13 protein-coding genes are annotated in these 17,591 nt (G+C 73.1%); 6 read left to right on the forward strand and 7 right to left on the reverse strand.

Annotation, left to right across the window (positions count from 1 at the left end):
* The first annotated feature begins 52 nt into the window (after positions 1-52).
* Positions 53-694, forward strand: coding sequence for a DUF4142 domain-containing protein (locus tag PYR91_RS17090; protein WP_279780835.1), 642 nt, complete (start codon positions 53-55; stop codon positions 692-694).
* 138 nt (positions 695-832) lie between these two features.
* On the opposite strand, the gene PYR91_RS17095 is transcribed toward PYR91_RS17090, so the two are convergent.
* The 4 genes from PYR91_RS17095 to PYR91_RS17110 form a co-directional block, all read right to left on the reverse strand.
* Positions 833-3,253: a GMC family oxidoreductase gene (locus tag PYR91_RS17095; RefSeq protein WP_279780836.1), complete on the reverse strand. Its 2,421-nt coding sequence runs from the start codon at positions 3,251-3,253 to the stop codon at positions 833-835.
* A gap of 7 nt (positions 3,254-3,260) precedes the next feature.
* The gene (locus PYR91_RS17100) at positions 3,261-4,361 is read right to left on the reverse strand and encodes an alpha/beta hydrolase (protein ID WP_279780837.1); all 1,101 of its coding nucleotides are present in this window, start codon (positions 4,359-4,361) and stop codon (positions 3,261-3,263) included.
* A gap of 109 nt (positions 4,362-4,470) precedes the next feature.
* Positions 4,471-7,395 carry a LuxR family transcriptional regulator gene (locus PYR91_RS17105; protein WP_279780839.1) on the reverse strand — a complete coding sequence of 975 codons (2,925 nt, stop codon included), beginning with the start codon at positions 7,393-7,395 and terminating at the stop codon, positions 4,471-4,473.
* A gap of 224 nt (positions 7,396-7,619) precedes the next feature.
* Entirely contained in the window at positions 7,620-8,297 is a 678-nt protein-coding gene (locus PYR91_RS17110) for a helix-turn-helix domain containing protein (protein ID WP_279780841.1), read from the reverse strand.
* Between the two features lie 118 nt (positions 8,298-8,415).
* Here PYR91_RS17110 and PYR91_RS17115 point away from each other — a divergent pair, with 118 nt between their 5' ends.
* A complete protein-coding gene (locus tag PYR91_RS17115) occupies positions 8,416-9,615 on the forward strand; it encodes a cytochrome P450 (RefSeq protein ID WP_279780842.1) in 1,200 nt (399 codons plus the stop codon).
* 29 nt (positions 9,616-9,644) lie between these two features.
* The gene (locus PYR91_RS17120; protein ID WP_279780844.1) at positions 9,645-9,836 is read left to right on the forward strand and encodes a ferredoxin; all 192 of its coding nucleotides are present in this window, start codon (positions 9,645-9,647) and stop codon (positions 9,834-9,836) included.
* An 84-nt stretch (positions 9,837-9,920) separates the two neighbouring features.
* Here PYR91_RS17120 and PYR91_RS17125 read toward each other — a convergent pair whose 3' ends face one another.
* Both PYR91_RS17125 and PYR91_RS17130 read right to left on the reverse strand, forming a co-directional pair.
* The gene (locus tag PYR91_RS17125) at positions 9,921-10,472 is read right to left on the reverse strand and encodes a hypothetical protein (RefSeq protein WP_279780845.1); all 552 of its coding nucleotides are present in this window, start codon (positions 10,470-10,472) and stop codon (positions 9,921-9,923) included.
* A complete protein-coding gene (locus PYR91_RS17130) occupies positions 10,469-10,918 on the reverse strand; it encodes a hypothetical protein (RefSeq protein ID WP_279780846.1) in 450 nt (149 codons plus the stop codon). The genes PYR91_RS17125 and PYR91_RS17130 overlap by 4 nt, the downstream gene beginning before the upstream one ends.
* Positions 10,919-11,186: 268 nt before the next feature.
* Here PYR91_RS17130 and PYR91_RS17135 point away from each other — a divergent pair, with 268 nt between their 5' ends.
* Complete coding sequence (locus tag PYR91_RS17135; RefSeq protein ID WP_279780847.1) at positions 11,187-13,097, forward strand: DUF1996 domain-containing protein; 1,911 nt, start codon at positions 11,187-11,189, stop codon at positions 13,095-13,097.
* Positions 13,098-13,256: 159 nt separating this feature from the next.
* Here PYR91_RS17135 and PYR91_RS17140 read toward each other — a convergent pair whose 3' ends face one another.
* A complete protein-coding gene (locus PYR91_RS17140) occupies positions 13,257-13,391 on the reverse strand; it encodes a hypothetical protein (protein ID WP_279780849.1) in 135 nt (44 codons plus the stop codon).
* Between the two features lie 354 nt (positions 13,392-13,745).
* On the opposite strand from PYR91_RS17140, the gene PYR91_RS17145 reads away from it, so the two are divergent.
* Together PYR91_RS17145 and PYR91_RS17150 are read left to right on the forward strand one after the other, a co-directional pair.
* Positions 13,746-15,629, forward strand: a complete 1,884-nt coding sequence (locus tag PYR91_RS17145; RefSeq protein ID WP_279780850.1) for an ABC transporter ATP-binding protein — start codon at positions 13,746-13,748, stop codon at positions 15,627-15,629.
* A gap of 370 nt (positions 15,630-15,999) precedes the next feature.
* The gene (locus PYR91_RS17150; protein WP_279780851.1) at positions 16,000-17,481 is read left to right on the forward strand and encodes a cryptochrome/photolyase family protein; all 1,482 of its coding nucleotides are present in this window, start codon (positions 16,000-16,002) and stop codon (positions 17,479-17,481) included.
* The last annotated feature ends 110 nt before the right edge of the window (positions 17,482-17,591 follow it).

Below are 17,591 nucleotides of genomic sequence, written 5' to 3' on the forward strand. Positions count from 1 at the left end.
CCCCTGACAAGCGCGCCTGAGGGATCGCGGGACAGGAAGGAGAAGCCGTTCAGTGAGTCGGCTCCAGCTCAAATCGATGCGGTTCGTCGAGGTACTCGGTGCCATCGCGTTCCTGGTCGTCGCCACCATCGCGGTCTTCGCCATCGCGCCCAACGCGATCAGGTCCGCGAGCGGCGCCTCCCCCGAGGACTGGACCATGACGGAGTCGGGGCCGCTCGGCCCCGCCGACCGGGACTTCCTGGTCAAGGTACGTCAGGCGGGCCTGTGGGAGATCCCGACCGGCCAGCAGGCGCAGGAGCGGGCGCGCAGCGCCCGCGTCAAGGAGGTCGGCCTCATGCTCGCCGCCGACCACACCAAGCTCGACGAGCAGGTCCGCGCGCTCGCGGCCAAGCTCAACGTGACGCTGCCCAGCACCGCCAGCACCGACCAGCAGGGATGGATGGCCGAGCTGTCCACCAAGGTCGGCGAGGAGTACGACCAGACGTTCGCCGACCGTCTGCGCTTCGCGCACGGCAAGGTGTTCGCCGTCGTGTCGGTGGTCCGAGCGGGCACCAAGAACGCCGAGATCCGCGCCTTCGCGCAGGTCGCGGTGGACGTCGTCATGAAGCACATGACCCTTCTGGAGAGCACGGGCAAGGTCGACTTCGCGGCCCTGCCCACGCCCCCGCCTCCCTCTCCGGCTCCCCCCAAGTAGGGGAGGGAGGCCGGGTACGCCCGCCCCGCCGGTGAGCCGCCCCCAAGGCTCCCGGCGTGGCCGGCCCCCGGGCCGGCGGCCGATCGGCGGGGGGATCCACCTCCCCCCAAGCCGGTCGGCCGCCTCGGGGTTTCCGCCTCACCCCGGTCCGTAGACGTCCCAGAGCTGACCCACGAAGAACCTGCCGAACCTGGCCAGCGCGGACACCCCGCGCGGGCCCTCGGTGTGGAAGCTCTTCAGGGTCTCGGCGAGGTTCATGGGCTGGATGTGCAGCGTCCCCGCGCCGACCACCCGGGCCCCGTCGTCCTCGTCTTCTGTGACGTGACCCTCCAGCAGACGCGTGTGGAGGGTCGAGGTGTCCAGCCACAGCCGGGTCGCCGGGCCGTGCCGGACGTCCTTCACCCCCGCGAGGGTGCGCGGGCGGCCCTGGTCGTCGCTGAACCACAGCCGGTAGCGCATCTCGCGGTGGTCGGGCTCGTCGCCGGGCGCGAACAGGTTGAACCATCCCCGCTCGACGGGGCGCCGCCCCCCGCATGAGGCGGCGTCCACCCACCCCTCGGCCCGCGCCAGGTGCGCGGGCTCGCCCAGGAACCGGTCGACGTCGTCGACCGTGATGGTGAGCCGGAACTCGAACGCCTCGGCGTCCTCGCGGCCGGTCGCCCCGGCGAGGCGCGGCCCGCTCGTCCCCGGCGACAGCCGCCCGCGCATCTCCTCGGTGAACGAGAGCGAGGTGCGCTCGGCGTCCTCGACCGGGCTCGGCGTGTCGACCGGCGCGGCCATGCCCGCCGGCGCGCTCGCGAAGGTCATCAGAACCCGTCCCTCTTTCCTGTCGTGCCCTTTCGCACCCGGCCGCTTCTCCAGCAGCCGGGTGCACATGCGGTCGGCCAGCGCCGCGATCGTCAGCGACGGGTTCGGGCCGACCGGCCCCGGCAGCGCCGAGCCGTCGGCGATGTACAGGCCGGGCAGGTCGAACACCTCGCCGTAGGCGTCGCAGACGCCCTCGCCGGGGTGGCGCCCCATAGGCGTCCCGCCGAGCGGGTGCACCGTGATGATGCGCTTGCCCAGCCAGGCGGGCATGCCCGAATGCTCGGCGCCCAGCACGTCGGAGATGCGGCGCATCGTCGCGCGCAGCCGGTCGAAGTGCCGTTCGCTGGCCTCGCGGCTCCACTTGACGTCCAGCTTGCCGCCGCGCAGCCGCAGCTCACCGTCCGGCACGTCCCTGCCCATCCCCAGAAGGGGCAGGGACGTGCTCGAAAGCGCTCCCTCGCCGACCAGACCCGCGAGCTCCGCCGACAGGTTGTTGTCCTGTGTGACGAACGCCCGCATCCGGTCGGCGACGAAGCGGGCGGCACGCCGGATCTCCGCCCCCACGTCGGCGCCTTCCACGAGCCAGTCGAGGAAGGCCGGATATCCGCCGTCCTGGATGTACGCGCCGCGCCCGTCCTCGCCGGCGCCGTCCACCTCGTCCGCCAGCCGGATCGCGCTGGTGATGACCGGCCCGTAGCTGGCGTTGATCGGACGCGTGCGGCTGCGGTCCTTGGCCCGCAGCAGGAAGGTCAGCAGGTCGCCGTTGCCGGAGAACCGGCTGCCCAGGGTGCCGCTCAGCCCGGGAAGCCACGGGCGGCTGCGCAGCAGCAGGTAGCTCGTGCCGTAGGTGCCCGCGGCCAGCACCAGGCGGTCGCACGTGATGACGTGCGGGCCGTCGGCCGGGTGGTGACGGACGTACTCGACCTCGTAACCGCCGCCGTGCCGCCGCCTGATCTCCCGCACCTGGTGCATGGGGCGCAGGTCGGCGCCCTCGTGCCGGGCCGCCGACAGGTAGGTGTGGTCGAGGCTGTTCTTGGCGCCGTCGTTGCAGCCAATGTTGCACTCGCCGCACAGCCGGCAGGTCCTGCGCGGCACGCCGTGCAGGTTGGGGTACTCGGCCTCGGCCAGCGGCAGGCCCAAGGACGGCCGCGCGCCCGGCGAGGCGGCGAAGCTGATCGCCAGCGGCGGCAGGCTCCAGTCGAGCCCCAGCTCGGCCGCGGCGTCCTGCATCGCCCGCGTCTTCGGGGTGTCGGAGTAGGCGGGATCGTCCACCGGGTAGGGCGCGACGCCGATCATCTTCTCGACGGCGTCGTAGTGCGGGTCGAGATCGGCGCGGTTCACCGGCCACGACTCGTAGCCGCCCCCCGGCAGCCCCTCCTCGTGCACGAACCACTGCTCGTCCTTGCGCAGCAGCACGTTGGCGTAGATCAGCGACCCGCCGCCCAGCCCGCTGGAGACCACCGAGTCGCAGCCGCCGAAGCTCCACACGTCGTACATGCCGTAGTGGCCGGCGTCCGGGTCCCAGAACGCCTTGCCCATCTCGGCGGGGCTGCGCGGGAACGTGCCGGGCGCGTACGCGCGCCCCCGCTCCAGCACGACCACCGACAGCCCCGCCGATGCCAGGCGGTACGCCGCGACCGACCCCCCGAACCCCGAGCCGACCACCACGACGTCCGCGTGCTCCCCCCCGGCCGGGCCCCGCCCCCCCGCGGGGCCCGGCCCCCGCCGGGTACTGCTTCCAGATGTGGTCATGACGGGCTCAGCCGGAGTGGCGCTTGAGGAAGTCGAGGATCCGCGGGAACACGTCGACGTGGGCGTTCTTGCCGATCAGCGTGTCGATGTGGCCGTAACCGGGGATCACCTGCAGCTCGTGGCGCCCGGGCGCGAGCCTGGACATGTGCCGGTGGCAGACGACGTTCGAGTCGGTGAACACGTTGTTGCGGTCACCGGTGACGAACAGCACGGGAGTGTCGGCCCCGCCCGCCGCGGCGAGGTAGTCGTCGGGCAGGCCGGCGTGCGACGGGGTGCCCGGGTCGCACTTCACCGCCCGCCCGGCCGCCACCATCTTGGCGATGTGCCGGTAGTACGCCACGTCGGCCGCGCCGTTCAGGTCGGCGAGCCGCTGGTGGACGTGCGTCTCCCGCGCGATGTTGCCGTGGCGGTACATCGCCGGCTTGCCGCTGCCCCACATGAAGCTCTGCATGTGGCACGCGGGCTCGCGGCACTCGGGATGGAACAGCGACAGCGCCCGGGCCAGCAGCCATCGCCGGCTGAACGGCGGCGCGTCGTGGAACCGCGGGTCGAGATACGGCAGCCCCAGGCCGTGTTCCAGGAGGAAGGGACCGTAGCGGAGCTTGACGCGGGCCCAGGCGGGGACCCGCGGGGTCAGCCCCACGCTGTTGGCGACCATGCTGGACACGCCTTCCAGCGCGCCGCCGAACAGGCTCATCTGGAACGACACCGACCCCAGGCAATGCGCGATGACGTGGATCCGCCGTGCCCCAACGTGACGGCGGAGCTCGGTCATGGCTGCCGGGTGGTCGAACGCCGCGATGTCGTCCAGCGTGTGCCGCCGGGTCTCCATGTTGTAGGGGAACCGGCCGCTCATGCGGAAGTCCAGCGCCCAGACGTCGCCGAAACCGCTGTCCAGCAGGAAGCTCACCAGGTTCCGGTGCTCCGGCATGATGAACATGTCGCTGGACGAGGTCAGCCCGTGGACGAGCAGCACGACGTCGTCGGCGTCGGCGGCGTGGAACCGCGTCAGCGTCAGGCCGAGCTCGTCCTCGGTCGCGAAAGGATGCACCGACACCTCGGCGCCCCGCACGCCGTCCAGCGTGTACCGAGGGATGCGATGCTCCATCGTGACCGTCCTCCTGTGGTGACCCGCTCCAACAATGCCAACCGCCCGGTGTGGGCGGCATCGTGGAAACCCCGTACATAAGACGCGACCCGGTACGTGAGACGCCGGATCAGGGGCCGCGGTTCAGCTTGGTGGCCACCCCGACCCGGGAGGAGACGCCGAGTTTGGCGAAGACGTGCGACAGGTGGGTCTCCACGGTGCGCACGCTGAGGAAAAGCTGCTCGGCGACCTGCTGGTTGGTGAGCCCCTCGGCGACCAACGCGGCGATCTCCGCCTCCCGGGGCGACAGCCCGTGCGGGGCGCCGCCCTGCCCGCCCTGCCCGCTCGCGCCGCCCGGCCCGGTGGCCGAGACCCGCACGCCGAGGCGGCGCTGCTCGCGCACGGCCTGGGCCTCCAGACCCCAGGCGCCGGCGGTGTGGAAGATCTCGGTGGCCTGCCGCAGGTGGGCGCGGGCCTGGCGCTTGTCGCCGGCCTCGCCGTAGGCCATGCCGGCGGTGAGCAGGGCACGTCCGGCGTCGATCATCCGGCCCCCGTCGGTCAGGACGCGGGCGGCCTCGGCGGCGTGCTCGGCGGCGGCGGCCGGGTCGGTGGCGCGCAGGGCGTGCGCGCGGGCCAGCGGGATGAGGCCGGAGAAGCCCGGCAGCGGGTCGACGTACTCCAGCGCCCGGTCGGCCCAGAACGCGGCCTCGGCCGGACGGCCGCGCGCGGCCTCGGCCTGGGCGACGATCTCACACGTCGCCAGCAGCGTGCCCCGGTCGACGCGCGGGTTGCGGAAGCCGTCGCAGGCCTCGAGCACGGCCGTGACGCCCTCGTCCAGGCGGCCGGCCACGATCAGCGCGACGCCGCGGGCCTGCCGGGCCATGTCGGCCCAGACCTCCCCGGCGCCCACGCCCGTCGCGACCGCCTCGTCGCCGGCGCGCAGCGCGGCCTCGTGGTCGCCCGACCAGGCCGAGGCCAGGCACACCTGGGTGAGCGCGAAGACGAGCTGCTGCCCCGACTCCAGCAGGCGGGCGCCCTCGACCGACTCCTCGATGGTCGCCAGCGCCTCGGGCAGCCGGCCCAGGACGCCCAGGGTGCGGGCCTTGCCCGCCAGCAGGTTGGTCAGGATGTAGGTCTGCCCGGTGGCGCGGGCCACCGAGACCGCGCGGTCGAAGTGCCGCAGGGCCACCGAGTAGCGTCCCAGGTTGGTCTCGGCCCAGCACAGCCACGCCACCGCGTCCAGCCACTCGGCCAGGTGCTCGTCCAGCGCGGTGACGATGAGGCCGTCGGCGGCGTCGGCGAAGCGCAGCGCCTCCTCCAGCATGCCGGCGGCGTAGGCGGGCATCGGCCGCAGAGCGGCGACGGCCATGGCCAGGCCGGGCTCCCAGTCGTCGGCGGAGTCGGGCATGAGGTCGAGCACGGCTTGGGCGGCGCGGAAGTCGACGCGCATCATGCTCTCGGCGACCAGGCGCATCCGCAGCGGGATCGCGGCGGCGGCGCGGGGGTCGGGCATGCGGCGCAGTTCGTCCAGCAGCAGGGCCCGCGCCTCGTGCGGGCGGTCGAGCTGGCGTTCCATCAGCGCGCAGATGCGCGCGGCCCTGGCCCGGCGGGCGTGCTCGCCGACGGGCAGCAGCCGCAGCAGCTCGCGCGCGGTGTCGCGGCCCTCGGCCAGCCGGCCGCTGACCCCCTGGGCGCGGCTGAGCTCCATGAGCAGCTCCAGCCGGTCCTCCAGCCGCGCGGGGTCCTCGGGCATCAGGTCCAGCGCCTTGCGCAGCCAGTGCGCCGCGGTCACCGGCGCCTGCGGGGCCACCGCGCGCGCCGCCTCGATCAGCGTGGCGATGGCCCGCTGGTCGCCGAAGGAGCCGGACCGCTCGAAGTGGTGCGCCTGGACGGTGGCCGGCGCGCCCAGGGTGGCCAGGTGCGCGGCCAGCCGGGCGTGCGCGGCGAGCTGCCACCCGGCCGCCGTCGACTCGTACGCCGCCTGGCGCACCAGCGGGTGGCGAAACCGGAAACGGCCCGCCACCGGGCGCACGATGTCACGGGCCACCAGCTCGTTCAGCGCCTCCAGCGCCGTGGCCAGCGGCACCTGCGCGGTCACAGCCGCAAGTGCGGGCTCGAACTCATCCGCGGTCACCGCCGCGGCCTGCGCGATCAGCAGCGACCCCGGCGACAGGTCGCCCAGCTCCACCTGCAACGCCGCCCGCACCGTCGGCGGCAGCTCGCCCACCGAGAGCTGCCCCATGCGGGCCAGCGCCTCCAGGTAGAACGGGTTGCCGCCGCTGGCCTCGTACAACGCCCTGCGGCGCGTGCCGTTGACCTGTGGCCCCAGGAACTCCTCCACCTCGGCCTGGTTCAGCGGGCCGACGGTGACCTGACGGCCGTTGGCGCCGGCGGTGCGCACCAGCGCGGCCAGGCGCGGGGCGACCTGCGCGGGACGGTAGGCCACCACGACCAGCACCCGGCCGCGCGGCGGGTGGCGCACCAGGTGGTCCAGGAACTCCGCCGAGCTGTCGTCGGCCCAGTGCACGTCGTCCAGGATCAGCGCCAGCCCGCGCGGGCCGGCCAGCTCGTCGACGAGCTGGCGCAGCGCCCGGTACAGCCGGTAGCGGACCATGCCGCTCTGGTCGTCCTCGTCGGGCTCGTCGTCGGGAACGTTCTCGGCCAGCTTGGCGGCCAGCGCCGGGAACACCGACGCCAGCTGCCGGGCCTGCGCCGTTCTGAGCCGGCCCGCCAGCTCGTCGCGGCTGGCCTCCAGGTGGTCGTCCAGCGCGTCGATCAGCACGCTGAACGGCATGATCTGCTCGAACTCGGCGGCCCTGCCCCACAACGTGGCCAGCCCCCGGCCGGCGGCCAGCGACGACAGCTCCGCCAGCAGCCGGGTCTTGCCCGCGCCGGGCTCGCCCACCACCGCCATGAACTCGAACCCACGGGCGACCGTCGCATCGACGGCCTGTGCGAAGGCGTGCAGCGCGTCACGACGGCCGACGAGAGGGGTGCCGCCGGAGAACGCCACCCCGGCTCCCTCGCCCGGCGGCAGACTGTCACGACCGTTCATGTCTGTACCCCACAGCGAGACGGAACACCACGAACAGCCCCGCCGCAATCCAATTGTGGGCGCAACTTCGTACGGGCTCCCGGGGGAGCCCCGATGTTCATGGCCGAGGGCGGACCGTACGGCTACCCCCGGAGCATGATTTTGGCGTAATACTGGCCGGTAGCGTGCAAATCATCCTGATCAAACCGATTCCGCCCAGGATGCCTGCGATTCTCGCCAGTCCGCTACCCTTTTGTGGCGAATTTTTCCCGACCGGAATGGACCCGCTCGGTCTGCGGGCCCGACCGCGACGGGAGTGAGCGCAGGCCACGCATGGCGATCGCCACTCCCTGGCGGGCCGCGGCCGCGATCTCGGGCAGGGAGTCGCCGCGGTCGCGGGCGGCCACCGCCGCCATCGTCGCCGCGCCGACGAAGGCGCCGACCGCCGCGGCGGCCTCGACGGGATCGACCTCGTCGGGGCAGGCCCGGCGCAGCGCCTCGGCCACCTCGCGCTGGACGTCGAAGAGCACGTGCAGCGCCCGCGCCTCCAGGGCCGGCACCGTCATGATCAGGCGGGTGCGCGCCGCGGCCAGCTCCAGCGCCCGCTCACCCGTCGTCTCCTCCGGGACGAGCGTCGCCTCGGCCAGCCGGGGGAGCAGCTCGACCAGGGTCTCCTCCGGGCGCCGCTCGGCGATGACGGCGAGAGCGCGCTCCACCCTGGCCCGGGTGTCGTGGAAGACCACGTCCTCCTTGCTGGCGAAGTAGCTGAAGAACGTGCGTGTCGAGACGTCGACGGAGGCCGCGATCTCGGCCACGGTGGTCTCCTCGTAGCCCTTCAGCTCGAACAGCCGCACGGCGGCCTCGACCAGCGCGTGCCGCGTGCGCAGCTTCTTGCGTTCTCTCAACCCCGTCCCGGGCGCCATGGGCGAACTTTACTACATCAGATGTTTCTTTTCACCGATTGCAATTTCGCAGCCGGTACTGTTCTGTGGACGGCAGGAAGGGTCATCCCGTCCAGGCCTTCGAATGAGGAGCCGCGCCATGGATCAAGCAACGCCCCCTCCCGTCACCCTCACCCTGTCGAGGGAGACCCCCCTCGACCCGCCCGCCGCGCTCGGCCGCTGGCGCGAGGAGAGCCCCCTCAGGCCGATGGCCTACGCCGACGGACACATGGGCTGGCTGGCCACCGGCCACGCCGTCGTGCGCGCCGTCCTCGCCGACCCCCGCTTCAGCGCCCGGGCCGAGCACCTGCACCCCGCACTGCCCGAGCAGAAGCGGCGCATGAGCGTGGTCTCCTCGACCCCCGGCTTCTTCCTCCGCGAGGACCCGCCCGAGCACACGCGCTTCCGCAGGCTGCTCACCGGCCAGTTCACCGTCCGCCGCATGAAGGCACTCGAACCGAGGATCGAGAAGATCACCTCGGACATGCTGGACGCCATGGAGGCCGCGGGCCCGCCCGCCGACCTGGTGCGCGACTTCGCGCTGCCCATCCCGTCCCTGGTGATCTGCGAGCTGCTCGGCGTGCCCTACGCCGACCACGACCGCTTCCAGCGCGACTCCAGCGCCCTGCTCAGCTTCGACTCCACGGCCGAGCAGTTCGCGCAGGCGATCCGCAGCCTGATGGGCTATCTGCGCGGCCTGGTGGAGCGCAGGCGCGAGGAGCCCGACGACGGCCTGATCAGCGGCCTGCTGTCCACGGGGGAGCTGACCGACGACGAGGTCACCGGCGTGGCGGTGCTCCTGCTCATCGCCGGCCACGAGACCACCGCCAACATGCTCGCCCTGGGCACCTACACGCTGCTCGGCGAGCCCGAGCAGCTCGCGGCGCTGCGGAAGGACCCCTCGCTGATCGACACGGCGGTCGAGGAACTGCTGCGCTACCTCACCATCGTGCACCTCGGCCCGATCAGGACCGCGCTGGAGGACGCCGAGATCGGCGGCCGGCTCGTCAAGGCGGGGCAGTCGGTGACGCTGTCCCTCTCGGCGGCCGACCGCGACCCCGCCAAGTTCGGCGAGCCCGACACGCTGGACGTCGGGCGTGAGGCGCCCGGGCACGTAGCGTTCGGCCACGGCATCCACCAGTGCCTGGGGCAGCAGCTCGCGCGCGTCGAGATGCGCATCGGCTACCTGGCGCTGCTGAACAGGTTCCCCGGCCTGAGCCTCGCCGTCCCGCGCGAGGAGGTGGTGATGCGCTCCAACAGCGCCATCTACGGAGTACAGCGGCTGCCGGTCACCTGGTAGCCCGGTCACCTGTCAGGAGGTCGCCGGTCATGAAGATCCACGCGGACGCCGGGCGCTGCGTCGGCGCCGGGATGTGCGCTCTCACGGCGCCGGAGTTGTTCGACCAGAGCGAGGAGGACGGCACCGTGCTCGTCCTGCGGGCGGAGCCCTCCACCGCGCAGGAGGCGACGGCCCGCCGGGCCGTGCAGGTGTGCCCGTCCGGGGCCCTGTCGATCTCCTGAGCCGGCCCGCCCTTGGCCGGCGCCGGCCAAGGGCGGCGCGAGCCGGGCGGAGTCGTCGTCGCGAACGGCGGGCGAGCCGGGCGCTCAGCCCGAATGGTGCTGGGTGTGGTTCCCCGAGTGCTGGGGCGGAGGCCCGCCCGGCGTCGCCCCGTCCTGCGGCATGACGTGTCCGCCCCTGCGCACGGTGCCGCCGAGCTGGCCGCGGAACGACTCCAGCATCTCCTCGGTGTTGCCCAGGACGATCCACCGGGTGCCGATGAGGTAGGCGCCGCCGTAGTCCAGAGCGTCCTCCAGCCACTTCTGCTTGCCCTGCTCGGTGGCGAAGGTCGTCACCGAGTACTGGCCCTTGGCCGTCTTACACATGGCCTGCCGCAGCTCGGCGGCGTCCACCTGCATCTGGGGCTTGGCGCATCCGGTCTTGGCGGCCAGCTCCTCCACGGTGGCGGGCGCCCCGGTCGCGCCGTGGGCGCCGGCGCCGCAGCCGCCGGCCGCCAGCGCGAGGCCGGCGGCCAGCAGCACGGCGGCGTACGGGCGTGCCGGCCGCGGCGCGCGGCCGTCGCCGACCGGCGGGGGAGCGCCCCGGCGGCGGGCGGGCGTACGCGGGCGGGCGGGCGCGGTGCGGGCGGCGGGCGTCATGGGGCCGTCGTCACAAGGTTGCCGCCGACCTTGTCGCTGAAGGTCTGGAGCAGGCCGGTGTCGTTGCCCGCGATCACCCACCGGGTGCCCACGAGGTAGGAGCCGCCCCACTTCCTCGCCTCCGTCAGCCAGTCCTCCTTGCCCTTGTCGGTGGTGAAGGTGGTCAGGGTGTACTGGCCCTTGTCGGTCTTGCACACCCCCTGCCGCAGTTCCTCGGCCTCGGTCTGCACCTGCGGCTTGGCGCAGCCGGTCTTGGTCGCGAGCTGCTTCAGCGTGGCGGGCGGCCCGGGGTTGGCGGCCGGCGCGCCGCCGGCGGCCGCGCTCAGGGCCGCCGGATCCGCGCTCTCGCCCCCGCTGCATCCGGTCGCCAGCCCGAGCGCCAGAACCGCCCCGAGCAGGGCGGTCATCCGCGACGCCAGGTGCGCGGTGAGCCTGAGACGTCCCATGGCAGTTCTCCCGTCCAGCGTTCCTGTAGTCGTCACCGCATGGGGATACGGCGCGCCCGGGGGTTCGGTTCAGCCTCTTTCCGGACGGATCCGCGCGCCCGCGGGCGTGTCCTGCGGCCCGGCCTTCGGACACCTCCCGCCAGAAACGGCCAAAACTTTTTCTCGGATCGGTCGAACCCTTCCGCTCCGGCCCGCGTACCTCCCGGCGATGGGGCACCAACGACTGCCGCCATGAGCACAGACTCCGGGAGGAGTTCGAATGACCCAAATGCAGCACAGACGGCGGTTCAGGCCCGTCCTGAGCGCCCTGGCCCTCAGCGGGGCGGGGATCAGTCTGGTGGTGGGGAGCCTGACCCCGGCTGCGCAGCCGATGAGCGCGGAGGCGTCTCTGTCGGCTCTCACCGTCGGCGCCGCCGCGCCCACGGTCGACTGCCCCTCGGTGGCCGACGCGCTACCGCAGATTCCGGCCGCCGTGGCCGCCGAGGTGGAGCAGAAGCTCGCCTTCCTCGACGACCAGGTCGCCGCGGCGAACAGGCAGCTCACCCAAGCCGGCGCGCAGGCCGACCGCGACTTCATCCAGGACAGTGTGCTGAGCCCGCTGCGGGAGAAGCGCCTGTCCACCCTGAACAGGATCATCGGGGCCATCGACCGCGTCGCCGCGCGTCCCACCGGTCTTCAGGAGCTGGCCGACTGCTCCGTGAGCACCGGCGCGGCCGGAGGCGCACAGAACCCCGCCCCGTCCCCCTCGGCCCCCGCCGAGGACCCGACGGCCGCGCCCGAGCCGACCGAGTCCGAGCAGGCGACCCCGAGCCCGACGGCCGACGCCGGCGACGGAGACGGCGAGGCCGCCGTCCGCACGGTGAACTGCCCCTCGGTCTCCGAGAAGCTGCCCGAAGTGCCCGCCCGGGCCGAGCGCGAGGTCCAGCGGAACCTGGACCTGCTCGACCGGCAGATCGCCCAGGCGAACCAGCGGCTGGCGCGGCTCGGCGACCGGGGCAGCGCCTCGGTCATCCGCGCCACGGTGCTGAACCCGCTGCGCGTCGCGCGCACGATCACGATCAACCGGATCTCCAACGCGCTCCTGCGCGCCGGGGTCCGCGCGGTCGCCCTGCGCACCCTGCGCGGGCTGCAGACGTGCCAGCTCCAGGACGGCGCGGGCGGCGGCGAGCCCACCCCCACCCCCAGCCCGACCGGCAGCGACGACCCGACCGCGTCGCCCTCGCCCACCGGCACCGGTGACCCGACGGCCAGCCCCACCGGCTCGCCGTCCCCCTCCCCGAGCCCCACGGGCAGCGGAGGCGCCAACGGGCCCTCGCCCGAGGACTTCGTCGACATCCGCAGCGTCCAGCCGAACGTCAACCGGCCGAACTTCTCCCGTGCGGGATCGCGGGGCAGCTTCGTCTCCCGCTGCGGGCGCAACGAGGGGGGCCACCACAACTCCGACAACGTGATCGTGGCGCCCGGCGTGACCAACGGCGCGCACCACGTGCACGACTACGTCGGCAACCTCGACTCCAACGGCTTCTCCACCAACGAGAGCCTGCTCGCCGCGGACACCACGTGCTCCAACGGCGACAAGTCCACCCACTACTGGCCGGTGGTCCGCCTGCAGAACAGGGCGGGACCCGACGCCGACAAGCCGGGCGGCGGCCTGGACGGCAACGTCGGCCAGATCGTCAAGCCCGCCTCGGTCACGCTGACCATGCGGGGCAACCCGAACAGCAAGGTCGTGGCGATGCCGCAGTTCCTGCGCATCATCACCGGCGACGCCAAGTCGTTCACCAACGGCCCGACGAACGCCAACGCCAGGTGGACCTGCACCGGCTTCGAGAACCGCACGCTCAAGGACAAGTACCCGATCTGCCCGCGCGGCAGCCAGGTCGTCCGCCTGCTGCAGTTCCAGAGCTGCTGGGACGGCAGCAACATCGACAGCGCCAACCACCGCACCCACGTCACCTTCGCCGGCGCCGACGGCGCCTGCCCCGAGGGTTTCCAGGCGATCCCCGCGCTTGAGCAGCGGATCACCTACAACCTGCCCCCGGGCCCGGGCTTCGCGCTCGACAGCTTCCCCGAGCAGCTCCACAAGCCCGTCACCGACCACGGCGACTTCATCAACGTCATGTCGGAAGACCTGATGAAGCGGGCCGTGGACTGCATCAACACCGGCCGGCGCTGCTGACCGGACGGCACCGGGCCCGCACCGGCCCGGTACGGGCGGTCACGCCCGCCCCATGATCGACGGAACGGCCCCGCGGGCACGCGCCCGCGGGGCCGTTCCGTTTTCCGGCGCCGGGCCGTACCCGACCGCCGCGCCTCGGTTGCCGACGTCCCGGGTCGATCAGTAGTCGTCGTCCCAGCCGTCGTCGTCGTCATCGTCATAGTCGCCGTCGTCGCCGAAGTGCAGGCCCGGCGCCGCCATGGCGAGCAGGGAGGCCGTCAGCGTGATGCCGATGGCGATGAGTCGTCTGAGCATGAGAATCACTCCGAATCGGATTCTTCTGCTGGCCCGCGTGACCTGCGGGCGGACGGGGCGTCGCAATGGCTCCCGGGATACGCCAGAACGGCGCGGTACGAGTTCACACTAATCACGCCTTCTCGCACGGGTCACCAGAGCGGAGGCAAACCCCCAGCATGCGTTCGGGCAAACACGCGGGCCCCGGACGCGACCCCGCGAGCCGGGCCGGGCGGCACTCTCCTGAGTCTTCGGGGTTGACCTCAACTTTGGTTGAGGTCCTAGTGTCGATCACGAGGCCGGAAAGTGTCGTACCCGGGCTCTAATTTCTACTTCAGGCTTGCTTTTCGGTCCCGAGCGAAGGCGTGACTGTCAATGGACATGGAAGTGACCGCGTGGCACTCGATGTACACCGCGATGCACGCCCAGCAGGATCGCCGGCCGTTCTCCATGGCCACGCTGCGGCGCATAGGCCGGTTCGCCCAGCCGCACCGCCGTAAGCTGACGGGCTTCCTGGTGCTGAGCGTGGTGACCGCCGCGCTGGCGGTGGCGACGCCCGTGCTCGCGGGGCAGGTGGTCAACGCCATCGTGAAGGGCGCCGCCACCGACGTCGTGGTGGGGCTGGCGGTGCTCATCGCGGGCATCGCGATCGTCGACGCCGGGCTCGGCCTGCTGACCCGATGGCTGTCGGCGCGCATCGGCGAGGGTCTGATCCTCGACCTCCGCACCACCGTCTTCGACCACGTGCAGCGCATGCCGGTCGCCTTCTTCACCCGCACCCGCACCGGCGCCCTGGTCAGCCGGCTCAACAACGACGTCATCGGGGCGCACCGGGCGTTCAGCGACACCCTCTCCGGCGTGGCGGGCAACCTCGTCACGCTGGTGCTCACGCTCGTCGTCATGATCGGCATCTCCTGGCAGATCACCCTGCTCGCGCTGCTCCTGCTGCCGGTGTTCGTGGTGCCCGCCCGCCGCATGGGCTCGCGCCTGGCCCGGCTCGAACGCGAGGCCGCCGACCATAACGCCCGCATGGGCACCCAGATGACCGAGCGCTTCTCCGCGCCCGGCGCCACGCTCATCAAGCTGTTCGGCAGGCCCGCCCACGAGTCCGCCGAGTTCGCCGGCCGCGCCGGCCGGGTGCGCGACATCGGCGTGCGCACGGCCATGGTCCAGTCGGTGTTCGTCACCGCCCTCACCCTGGTCTCCGCCCTCGCGCTGGCCCTGGTCTACGGGCTCGGCGGCTTCTACGCCCTGCGCGGCCAGCTCGACGCCGGGGCCCTGGTGTCCCTCGCGCTGCTGCTCACCCGGCTCTACGCGCCGCTGACCTCCCTGGCGAGCGCCCGGGTCGAGGTGATGAGCGCGCTGGTCAGCTTCGAGCGGGTGTTCGAGGTGCTCGACCTCAAGCCCTTGATCGCCGACAAGCCCGACGCCCGGCGGGTGCCCGACGGCCCGGTCTCCGTCGAGTTCGACCACGTCGCCTTCGCCTACCCCTCGGCCGACAAGGTGTCCCTGGCCTCCCTGGAGGAGGTCGCCACGCTCGACACCCGCGGCGGCGTCCAGGTCATCCACGACGTCTCCTTCCGCGCCGAGCCCGGGCAGATGGTGGCGCTCGTCGGCTCCTCGGGCGCCGGCAAGTTCACGATCGCCCAGCTCGCCACCCGGCTATACGACGTCGACGAAGGCGCCGTGCGGCTGGCCGGGGTCGACGTCAGAGACCTGACCGCCGACTCCGTCCGCGAGACGCTCGGCATGGTCACCCAGGACGGGCACCTGTTCCACGAGACCGTGCGCGCCAACCTGCTGCTCGCCCGCCCCGAGGCCTCGGAGGACGACCTCTGGGACGCTCTGCGCCGCGCCCGGCTGTCCGACCTGATCGCCTCCCTGCCCGACGGCCTGGAGACCGTCGTGGGGGAGCGCGGCTACCGGCTGTCGGGCGGCGAGCGGCAGCGCCTGACGATCGCCCGCCTGCTGCTTGCCCGGCCCCGCGTGGTCATCCTCGACGAGGCCACCGCCCACCTCGACTCCACGTCCGAGGCCGCGGTGCAGGAGGCCCTCGGCGAGGCGCTCGCCGGCCGCACCGCCGTCGTCATCGCGCACCGGCTCTCCACGATCAGGGCCGCCGACCTCATCCTGGTGGTCGAGAACGGCCGCATCGTCGAGCGCGGCACCCACGAGCAGCTCCTCGCCGCCTCCGGCCGCTACTCCGAGCTCTACCACACCCAGTTCGCCGACGACCGACTCGCCGAACCCGTCGCCTGAGCGCCGCGCGCGGCCCCGCCCACCGGATGCCGGCCCTCCCCGGTGGGCGCGCGCCGCTCGCCCGCGTCCCGCGAGGGAGCGGTGATCAGCCGTCCGCACGCGCCCCGCCCACCGGATGCCGGCCCTCCTGGTGGGCGCGCGCCGCTCGCCGCGCCCCGCGAGGGGAGCGGTGATCAGCCGTCCGCGCGGGCCCCGCCCACCGGATGCCGGCCCTTGCCGGTGGGCACGCGCCGCTCGCCCGGCCCTTTGAGGGAGCGGTGATCAGCCGTTCGCGTGGGGCCGCTCGTGGTCGTGCCGGGCCCGGGGTGGGTACCAACCTCGGCAAGGGCGGGGTGGTTCCCGGCGAGCCGGCGTCGGGCGGAGGGGGAGCGTGCGGGGGCAGACGCGGCGGTGGCTCTTCGCCGACCAGCTCGGGGACCACTTCCTCGACTCGGCGGAGCAGCCCGTGCTGCTCGTCGAGGCCCGGTCCGTGCTGGCACGCAGGCGCTTCCACCGGCAGAAGGCCCACCTGGTGCTGTCCGCGCTGCGGCACCGCGCGGCCGAGCTGGGCGACCGCGCCGAGTTCGCCAGGACCCGCACCTACGGCGAGGCGCTCGACACGCTCGGGGCGCCGCTCACCGTCTGCCACCCCACCAGTTACGCGGCGGAGGCCTTCGTCCGGCGCCGCGACGAGGTGACCGTGCTGCCCCCGCGCGGGTTCACCACGTCCCCCGGGGAGTTCGGCGCCTGGGTCCGCGACCGCGGCCGGCGGCGACTGCTCCTGGAGGACTTCTACCGCGACGCCCGGCGCCGCCTCCTCGTGCTGATGGACGGGGACGACCCCGCCGGCGGCAGGTGGAACCTGGACGCCGACAACCGCCTGCCGCCGCCGTCCGGAGGGCTGGACCTCCCGCCGCCGTGGGCGCCCGAGGAGGACGAGATCGACGAGGAGGTGCGCCACGACCTCGACCGGTGGGAGCGCGACGGCGAGGTCGCGTTCGCCGGGCGGGACGGCCCGCGCGGCTTCCCCGCCACCCGCCGGGAGGCGCTGCGGGCGCTGCGGCACTTCATCACGCACCGGCTGCCCGTCTTCGGGCCCTTCCAGGACGCCATGCTGTCGTCCGACCCGCACATGGCGCACAGCCGGCTGTCGGCCGCCGTCAACCTCGGCCTGCTCGACCCCATGGAGTGCGTGCGCGCCGCCGAGGCCGCCTACCGCGACGGGCGCGCGCCGCTGGCGAGCGTCGAGGGCTACGTGCGGCAGCTCATCGGCTGGCGTGACTACACCTGGCACCTGTACTGGCACTTCGGGGACGACTACCGCAACCTCAACCGCCTGTCCGCCCACGTGCCGCTGCCCGCGTGGTTCGCCGAGCTGGACGCCGACGCCGTCGAGGCGCGCTGCCTGTCATGGGCGCTGCGCCAGGTGCGCGACACCGGCTTCACCCACCACATCGTCCGGCTCATGGTGCTCGGCAACTACGCCATGCAACGCGGATTCGACCCCCTGGCGCTCACCGACTGGTACCACCGCTGCTTCGTCGACGGCTACGACTGGGTGATGGTGCCGAACGTGATCGGCATGTCCCAGCACGCCGACGGCGGGATGCTGGCCACCAAGCCGTACGCGGCGGGCGGCGCCTACATCAACCGCATGAGCGACTTCTGCGGCCCCTGCCGCTACCGCCCGACCCTGCGCACGGGCGAGGACGCCTGCCCGTACACGGCGGGGTACTGGTGGTTCGTCTCCCGCAACGAGGAGCACCTGGCCCGCAACCCGCGCACCGCCCGCGCCGTCCACGGCATGCGGCGGCTGCCCGACATCGAGGAGGTCCGCGCCCAGGAGTCCCACCGCGACGCCTCGCCTCCCTGAGACCGGCCCGCCCGCTGGTGTCGGTGATCGACACCCCGCCGCTTTCGCTTGCCTCCCTGAGACAGGGCCCGCCTGGTGGTGTCGGATCGACGCGCCGCCTGACGGCGCGG

This window comes from Sphaerisporangium sp. TRM90804, from assembly GCF_029846175.1.
GTDB lineage: Bacteria > Actinomycetota > Actinomycetes > Streptosporangiales > Streptosporangiaceae > Sphaerisporangium.

Bases quoted from the DNA above. Each gene is read 5' to 3' on its own strand.
- PYR91_RS17095 (WP_279780836.1), bottom strand. From the start codon at position 3,253: ATGACCACATCTGGAAGCAGTACCCGGCGGGGGCCGGGCCCCGCGGGG.
- PYR91_RS17100 (WP_279780837.1), bottom strand. From the start codon at position 4,361: ATGGAGCATCGCATCCCTCGGTACACGCTGGACGGCGTGCGGGGCGCC.
- PYR91_RS17105 (WP_279780839.1), bottom strand. From the start codon at position 7,395: ATGAACGGTCGTGACAGTCTGCCGCCGGGCGAGGGAGCCGGGGTGGCG.
- PYR91_RS17110 (WP_279780841.1), bottom strand. From the start codon at position 8,297: ATGGCGCCCGGGACGGGGTTGAGAGAACGCAAGAAGCTGCGCACGCGG.
- PYR91_RS17115 (WP_279780842.1), top strand. From the start codon at position 8,416: ATGGATCAAGCAACGCCCCCTCCCGTCACCCTCACCCTGTCGAGGGAG.
- PYR91_RS17120 (WP_279780844.1), top strand. From the start codon at position 9,645: ATGAAGATCCACGCGGACGCCGGGCGCTGCGTCGGCGCCGGGATGTGC.
- PYR91_RS17125 (WP_279780845.1), bottom strand. From the start codon at position 10,472: ATGACGCCCGCCGCCCGCACCGCGCCCGCCCGCCCGCGTACGCCCGCC.
- PYR91_RS17130 (WP_279780846.1), bottom strand. From the start codon at position 10,918: ATGGGACGTCTCAGGCTCACCGCGCACCTGGCGTCGCGGATGACCGCC.
- PYR91_RS17135 (WP_279780847.1), top strand. From the start codon at position 11,187: ATGCAGCACAGACGGCGGTTCAGGCCCGTCCTGAGCGCCCTGGCCCTC.
- PYR91_RS17140 (WP_279780849.1), bottom strand. From the start codon at position 13,391: ATGCTCAGACGACTCATCGCCATCGGCATCACGCTGACGGCCTCCCTG.
- PYR91_RS17145 (WP_279780850.1), top strand. From the start codon at position 13,746: ATGGACATGGAAGTGACCGCGTGGCACTCGATGTACACCGCGATGCAC.